The organism is Pelatocladus sp. (assembly GCF_059505505.1).
In genome coordinates this window covers 1-7,677 of the sequence record NZ_JCACKS010000256.1, presented here as the reverse complement: position 1 = coordinate 7,677, position 7,677 = coordinate 1, and the positions used below count along the sequence as shown (strand labels likewise).

4 protein-coding genes are annotated in these 7,677 nt (G+C 41.4%); 3 read left to right on the top strand and 1 reads right to left on the bottom strand.

What is annotated here, in order from left to right; genetic code table 11:
* Nucleotides 1-478: 478 nt before the first annotated feature.
* Nucleotides 479-2,581 (bottom strand): S8 family serine peptidase, encoded by a 2,103-nt coding sequence (locus AC5JMK_RS26750; RefSeq protein WP_495911370.1) that lies wholly within the window; start codon nt 2,579-2,581, stop codon nt 479-481.
* A 392-nt stretch (nt 2,582-2,973) separates the two neighbouring features.
* On the opposite strand from AC5JMK_RS26750, the gene AC5JMK_RS26745 reads away from it, so the two are divergent.
* From AC5JMK_RS26745 to AC5JMK_RS26735, 3 genes are all read left to right on the top strand, one after another.
* Nucleotides 2,974-3,768, top strand: a complete 795-nt coding sequence (locus AC5JMK_RS26745; RefSeq protein ID WP_096676523.1) for a TIGR00297 family protein — start codon at nt 2,974-2,976, stop codon at nt 3,766-3,768.
* A gap of 297 nt (nt 3,769-4,065) precedes the next feature.
* Nucleotides 4,066-4,824, top strand: a complete 759-nt coding sequence (locus tag AC5JMK_RS26740) for a peptidylprolyl isomerase (RefSeq protein WP_096676524.1) — start codon at nt 4,066-4,068, stop codon at nt 4,822-4,824.
* Nucleotides 4,773-7,445 carry a peptidase domain-containing ABC transporter gene (locus AC5JMK_RS26735; RefSeq protein WP_096676525.1) on the top strand — a complete coding sequence of 891 codons (2,673 nt, stop codon included), beginning with the start codon at nt 4,773-4,775 and terminating at the stop codon, nt 7,443-7,445. The genes AC5JMK_RS26740 and AC5JMK_RS26735 overlap by 52 nt, the downstream gene beginning before the upstream one ends.
* Nucleotides 7,446-7,677: the final 232 nt, after the last annotated feature.

Below are 7,677 nucleotides of genomic sequence, written 5' to 3'. Positions count from 1 at the left end.
TGCTACAGGGAAGGCGGAAGCTGCTACAGGGAATATAAATCAATACGCTTGGTGTTAAAGATAATTGTAGGTTGGGTTGAGCGCGATCGTTACCCAACATTCTTAGACATCTCCGAAATAAGGATATACAAGCCTTATTAGCCTTATTCTTATTTATAGTCAGGGTCGATATCCCATTTCTGGAGAAGTCTAGTATCACTCATCCCAGCATCTCCTCCAACTCCTTCATCACAACTGCTTTCAGTACCGCCTCGGAATTTATTCCGAGGCGGGATACAGTTTCAACATGAAAAATTTTGACTTGTGTGTACACCGTAGCCTTAGTAAGGAGAGGGATTGAGGGTGAGGTTTTATATTTAATTTGACCCACTTACTTATAACTACGCTTCATATATAAATAGCCTCAGCCAAAACACGCTCACGAATCCGAGGCTTAAGCCCATTCCTAGAGTCAATTTAAGATTAGCAAACAAAATTATCAAACCGTAGTCTCTACTCTAGAAAGAGCTATAGCGCGTCGCACAGCTGCATCACTATTGACAACGCCGTAACCGTAGACTGTATCGTAACCGGGAGTACCAAGATCGTAAGCAGTGTCTGAAAGAATTGAGCGTATCTGTGTTGCTGTTAAGCTTCGATTAGCACTCCACACTAAAGATGCTACTCCTGTGACATTTGCTGTTGCAGCAGAAGTACCATTGAAATTGGTTGCGTAGTCTAATTTGTTGTAGAATTGGTCGGATGTGTTGCGGGTTGCACTGGTAGAGGTAAACTCTGTTGGTGCTACTAAAGTTAAACCTTCTCCATAATTAGAACCCCACCACTGTACGCCTTCACTAGGATAGTCAACTCTTGTTCCTGGTGTTTTCGGATTACCATAATAGTCTTGAGTTCCCCAAGAAGCGCCTACCGCAGTGACATTTTTGTACTTCTTAGCTAAATCCGCAGGGCTAGAAATAGTATTTTGATTACCGTTACCAGTAGCGAGCACAAACAAGACATCATTTTGGTTGTTTGCAATTAGTTCTTCCAATGCTGTTGAGTAACCACCAGAAAGACTGAGGTTAATTACTATAGGCTTATTCTGACTATGGGCCCAATTGATTAATGTCTGTGTAGCATCAGCTAAACTATAGTCGCCAGGATTACCACCAATGACATCGATCTGCATAACGGGAGAATTCCAGTTGATGCCAGCTATACCAATGTTATTGTTACTAGCAGCAGCGATCGTTCCCTGGACTAAGGTTCCGTGAGAAGAAGATGAATACTCATCAAAATAGTTAGAACCAATACTATTGGTAAATCGCAAATCTGGGTGAAGATAACCGTTAACGTCAGGTGCTAATCCTGTATCTTCAATTCCTATTAATACCTGATCTGAACCCGTGGTGAACCGCCAAGCTTTCTGCACATCCATCATGTGCAAGTTCCATTGTTTGTTAAATAGCGGGTCATTTGGTGTTACTGATAAATTTATGACAGTATCTGCAAACTTAATAGTGTCGATACCCTCAAATAAAATTTGCTTACCGTCAGAGAAGGCGATCGCATCAAAGACACGGGCTACTGAATTACCAGGATCGTAAATGACGCCGCCATTCGTAGTATTAGCGTAGTTAAACGATAGGACTTGTGTAGATACAAAAGCAGAGAGATCTAGTATGTCTCGCCCTCCACTACCAAAGTCAATATTACCTTTGCCAGAAAATACTGTTTGTGTAGAATTCGATGTATATATAAATGTATCTGCCCTAAGTGTACCTTGATTACTATTAGCAGTAGTCGGTATTATAGCTGTACTGTTGCCATCATCTACCGAGCCTAGTTGATCTGAACTTTGAATTACTGCTGTAGAATCTGGCGATGTTAATGATAAATGCAGATTGTAAAAAGTTTGATTACCGTTGTACGAATAAATCTCTACATAATAGGTTCCTGCTGTCAAATTACTGGTAATAAATTCATCAGTATTATCAATATTGGCAGAACCAGCGAGATTCTCACCCTGCCAATTTAACAGTCGTATATCTGCATCAGCACCTAAATCTTTGAGTGATAAACTGACATCACCAGTACTACTGATGTTGAACTTATAATAGTCATAGCTGTCAGATTTACCTACCCAATCCCTATAACTAATAGTTTGAGAGTTAGCAGAGATTTCACCAATATTCCAAGCTGTATCTAGAGTGTTACCTGCATTATCAATCGGTATTGCCGAAACGCTCAATTCATACTTGGTTTTGGCTCTACCTGTGGAATGGACTTGAATATAATAAGTACCAGCTTCTAAGGTTGTGTTGATTGATTCAGCTTTTTTTCCAGCACGCTTGGAAGCAGCAATGACTTCTCCCTTGTCTGTTACACCATTGCCATTGGCATCTTGAATCAACTGTACATCGGCATTGGCACTTAAATGAGTTAAGTCTAGTAGAAAACTACTCTTACCCTCAAGCGTGAATTTATAAAAATCAACAGGATCTTTAAGAGAAACCTGATCACTAAATGTGTAGGAATTATTTGTAAATGTAAAACTTCTAGCTTGATCTAGGGAATTGCCTGTGAGGTCTGATGACATTTTTAACTTAGTGTTTCAAACTACAAGATAATTTTCTTACAATCCATCATCAGCTTCTCTTGCGAAAAAATAATGCTAATATGCATCACTTTAATAAATAAGCATCAAAAATTTACCAAAGCTTCAAAAAATAGCTGCGTGATTTCACTGGGTGACAAGTTTATGGGGGTTTGGGAGTGTAGCGGAAATTGGATATCCTGTTTGTGACAGTTATCAGTGAACAGTTATCAATTAATTCCCATAAATGGAAGCATCACAATTTTTGAAAAAGACTTGGCGATGTTCGTCCTACGGGGATTTAAAACATTTGGGATGCTCCCCATAAATTGAGCAGATACGACGCTGATAACTGATAACTGATAACTTAAATAAAATACCTAAACGCAGAAACAATGTTTTCTTTAATTAACTCTGTAAATCCCTGGATTGTGGGAACAGCATTAAATTCTATGCTGTTAGTTGTAGCTTGGATTGCTCCGAAAAAGCTGCTCACTCCTGCTGGTTACTTCCATGCTGGGTTACTTGGTGTCTTGACTTGGGGAACATTAGGTTGGCAAGGATATATAGTTGTAATGTTCTATTTTTTAGTTGGTTCTTTTGTGACCCGTATTGGTATGGCCCAGAAAGAAGCTGAAGGTATTGCTGAAAAGCGTTCTGGTGCAAGAGGCCCAGAAAATGTCTGGGGTTCGGCTTTGATTGGGACATTGTGCGCTTTGGGAGTAGGGATGCTAAACTTGGGAATTCTTCCGAGTCCTCAATCTCTGATCGCCGATCTCCGATCCCTACTAATGCTGGGTTATGTGGCAAGTTTTAGTACAAAGCTGTCTGATACCTGTGCAAGTGAAGTGGGGAAAGCTTATGGCAAGAGTACTTTCTTGATTACTACTTTACAACCAGTTCCTCGTGGAACTGAAGGAGCAGTCAGTTTAGAAGGGACTTTGGCTGGTGTAGTAGCTTCGGTGGCGATCGCCTTTGTGGGTTGGGGTGTTGGTTTAGTTGAACCTTTGGGTATACTTTGGTGCGTAGTAGCTGCATTTATTGCCACAAATATAGAAAGTGTAATTGGAGCAACATTGCAATCAAAGTACACTTGGTTAACGAATGAATTAGTGAATATTTTAAATACATTAATCGGTGCGATCGCGGCGATTTTTTTAGCTTGGTTTTGGGCAATTACAGTTGCATAATGTGAATCAACAAAAGCAATAAATTTGTAATGATAATCACGTAGGATTATCAGTAAATTTTGAAGGCGTATTTATTTTTTCTAAAACACTCTAGTTGTTTGTGCGAGACTGTCCTAATTATTTTCCGATACTAGGTAGATATTTTTACGAATAATTTACAAGATAGAGTTGCCACTCTGTCTTGTAAGACTTAACATGGCAATATAAACTTGGCATGAGAATGTCAACTAAATTACGAATTTCCTCTGAGGGGAAAATGTATAATTACTCTTCTTCGTAGATCTACGTATTTATCCTATGGAATCTTCTTCCTTTTTAACTGTTAATGAGCAACAAATTTCTGTTGGACAAGTAGTAAAATATTTGCAAAACGCTGGAAAATTAGGACAACTTATTGGGGATATTCTACGTCAATATGTAATAGAAAAAGAATTACAAACTCGTGAAGATATAGCTATTAGTCCAGCTTTTACTGAACAAGCAATTATTGATTTTCGACTCAAAAATCAACTAACAGATCCAAAAAGCTTTCAAGAATGGCTACAAAATAATGGCAAAGACTATGATTCTTTCCACTCTAGTGTTGCTTTGGGCTTCAAGTTAGAAAAACTCAAAGCAGTAATCACAGAACCCAAACTGCCAGAATATTTCATCGAAAGGAAAATTTTCCTGGATCGGGTGGTAATTTCGCGAATTATTGTAGACAATCGAGAATTAGCCGAGGAATTACAAGCCCAAATTGAGGAAGGAGCTAGCTTTGAAGGATTAGCTAGAGAATACTCACTCACAGAAGATCGAATCGTCAACGGAATGATGGGACCAGTCAGCAGAGGAACATTGCCTGATAAACTCAGAGCAGCAATTGATGTGGCAAGCCCAATGGAAATAGTAGGGCCAATTGAGCTGGAAGAACGTTATGGTTTGTTTCGTGTAGAACAAATTTTGCCAGCTTCATTAGAAGATACTCAACTAAAGCAAGCACTACAGAATGAGTTGTTTGAGAAATGGCTAGCAGAGAAAATTCAGAAGCTAACGGTAAAACTGCAAGTGAATTAAACCTGATAGATGATGAGTCTTCACATACAAGGGTGCTAGCTTCTCTACCTTGGACACAAGCACCACTATGTTGGTTAAGTTCACAACAGCAAACCCTATTGCAACAAAAGTCAGAAACTCTACGCTTCGGTTTAGGAAAAAAAATCTGGCCAAAAGATGGGGTAGGTTATCAGTTTTTGATTGTCAGTGGTAAAGTCCGCCTGCGCGAAGAAGGAGTTGGTAAACCACTAGCAACTTTAACGGTGGGTGATTGGTTTGGTAGCTTGCAGAAACTACCACTCGAATGCAAAGCTGTAGCTGCTAGCAAAGATGTAGTAGTAGTACGTTGGACTGTAACAGTATGGGCAGAAATTTCCACACCACAAATTGAGGAATTTTGGGAAACAGGGAAAACAGGGGAAGGGGACAAGGAAGACAAGAAAGACAAGGATTTCTCATACTCCTCCCCCACTCCCCCCACTCCCCACACCTCCCAGTTCCCCACTTCCACCCAGCAGACTTATCCGTTTGTTGCTAGTCGGAATACGGCTGCTGCTTGTTTAACAATGGTGGCGCAACAGTTAGATCAACCTGTGAAGTTGGAATGGGTACAACGCCAAGTCAGAGGACAGCAGCCAAAACATGTTGTAGAAGCAGGAGAAAAGTTAGGGTTTGTATTGCGACGATTGCAAGCGAGTTGGATTGATTTGCAGCAGTTGTCATTTCCGGCTTTGTTGCAGTGGGGTGCATCACCGGAAGCTGATGGTAACTGGGTGGTAGTTTATGCTGTCAGGGGCGATCGCTTACTCATAGCCAATCCCCTCAATGGCGATCGCACTTGTGAAGTTTTATCGCAGTCATTGGTAGAAGAATATTGGAATGGGCAACTGTGGCAAGTAGAGTTAATTCAAAAGCAGGAAAAATTTAACCTCAATTGGTTTCTACCAGCAGTATGGCAATATCGGGGACTATTAGGGGAAGTGTTGCTGGCGTCTTTGACGTTACAGATGTTGGGGTTAGCAACGCCACTCATTACCCAGGTTGTGATCGATAAAGTCATGGTGCAAGAGAGTTTGGCAACTCTTGATGTCATGGCGATCGCATTGTTATTAGTGGCAATTTTTGAGGCTGCACTTGGTATTCTGCGGCTATTTGTCTTCACTCACACCGCCCGACGCTTGGATTTAAGTTTGTCCGCCCAGCTATTTCGCCACTTGATGCGCTTACCTTTGGCTTACTTTGAAGCACGTCGGGTAGGAGACACAGTTGCACGGGTGCAAGAACTCGAACAAATTCGCCAGTTTCTCACTGGTACAGCGTTGACTGTGGTGTTAGACAGCATTTTTGCTGTGGTGTATTTAGTATTGATGTTCTACTACAGCATTCCCCTCACCTTTACGGCGTTGGCGGTGCTACCTTTATTTGCAATTCTGACACTAGTAGCGACACCAATTCTCCGCAACTGGCTCAACGAAACATTTAACCGCAGTGCTGATAGCCAGTCATTTTTGGTGGAGACAGTGACAGGAATTCATTCGGTGAAAGCCCACGCAGCTGAAGCAGTAGCACGCGATCGCTGGGAAGGTTTATTTGCTCGTTTTATCCGCACAGGTTTTAAAGCTTCTACTACTTCTAATATCAGCAGCAATATCGGTGATTTTCTGACTAATTTCTCTAGCCTACTAATTCTCTGGTTTGGTGCTAAGTTAGTCATTGAAAACAAACTTACTGTTGGTCAACTTGTTGCTTTTCAAATGCTTTCTGGTAGAGTTACTGGCCCATTGTTACGATTAGTGCAACTATGGCAAAATCTGCAACAAGTCCTCCTTTCCGTAGACAGGATTGGCGATATTCTCAATGTCGCCCCAGAAGCAGAAGCAGGTACAGGTTTAGTTTTACCACCCCTGAAAGGACAAGTCGCTTTTGATCAAGTATTTTTCCGCTACCGCCAAAATACTGAACCTGTGCTACGGGGTATTTCCTTTAACGTGCAGCCAGGGCAATTCGTTGGTATTGTGGGACGTAGTGGTTCTGGCAAGAGTACCCTTTCTAAACTTTTGCAACGTCTCTATCAAATCGAATCAGGACGCATCCTGATTGATGGTTTTGATATTAAAAGTGCTGATCTAACTTCCTTGCGTCAACAGATTAGCGTTGTTTTGCAAGAAGACTTTTTATTCAACGGTTCGATTTTGGATAACATCACCCTTGGGAATCCAGAGATCACCGCAGAACAAGTAGTAGAAGCTGCTAGACTTGCTGTTGCCCACGACTTTATCAGTGAGTTACCCCACGGTTACGAAACCAATGTTGGCGAACGGGGTACAGCTTTATCTGGAGGACAACGCCAACGCATAGCCCTAGCACGGTTGTTTCTTTCCCAAGCGCCGATTTTAATATTAGATGAAGCTACCAGTGCTTTGGATAGCGAAACCGAACAACAGGTACTGCAAAACTTGCAAACAGTTTCCCAGGGACGGACTGTGTTTTTAATTGCTCACCGTTTTGCACCTTTAAAACGTGCTGATTTAATTTTGGTGTTAGAAAAAGGAGTTCTGCTCGAACGCGGTACACATACAGATTTGTTGCAGCAAAAGGGTTTGTATTGGTCGCTGTATCAACGACAGCAGTTTAATATTTAGCTTTAGATCGCAAACGAAAATTGGAGACAGAGCGCATCTGTACCGTCTCGGAATAAATTCCGAGTCTCATAGCGCAAGTCCTCTGAAGAGGACTCAAAAAAAAGTTTGTTCCAGTCCACTTGAGTGGACTTGCGCTATGAGCCTGGAACTTTAGTTCTAGGCGGGATACTTAGATCATTTCTTGACGTACTCCCTGGACTAAAGCCGCAGGGATTCTCAAATGATGTTACGA

Coding starts and splice junctions, on each gene's coding strand:
- AC5JMK_RS26750 (WP_495911370.1), bottom strand. CDS start 2,581: ATGTCATCAGACCTCACAGGCAATTCCCTAGATCAAGCTAGAAGTTTT.
- AC5JMK_RS26735 (WP_096676525.1), top strand. CDS start 4,773: ATGGCTAGCAGAGAAAATTCAGAAGCTAACGGTAAAACTGCAAGTGAA.
- AC5JMK_RS26740 (WP_096676524.1), top strand. CDS start 4,066: ATGGAATCTTCTTCCTTTTTAACTGTTAATGAGCAACAAATTTCTGTT.
- AC5JMK_RS26745 (WP_096676523.1), top strand. CDS start 2,974: ATGTTTTCTTTAATTAACTCTGTAAATCCCTGGATTGTGGGAACAGCA.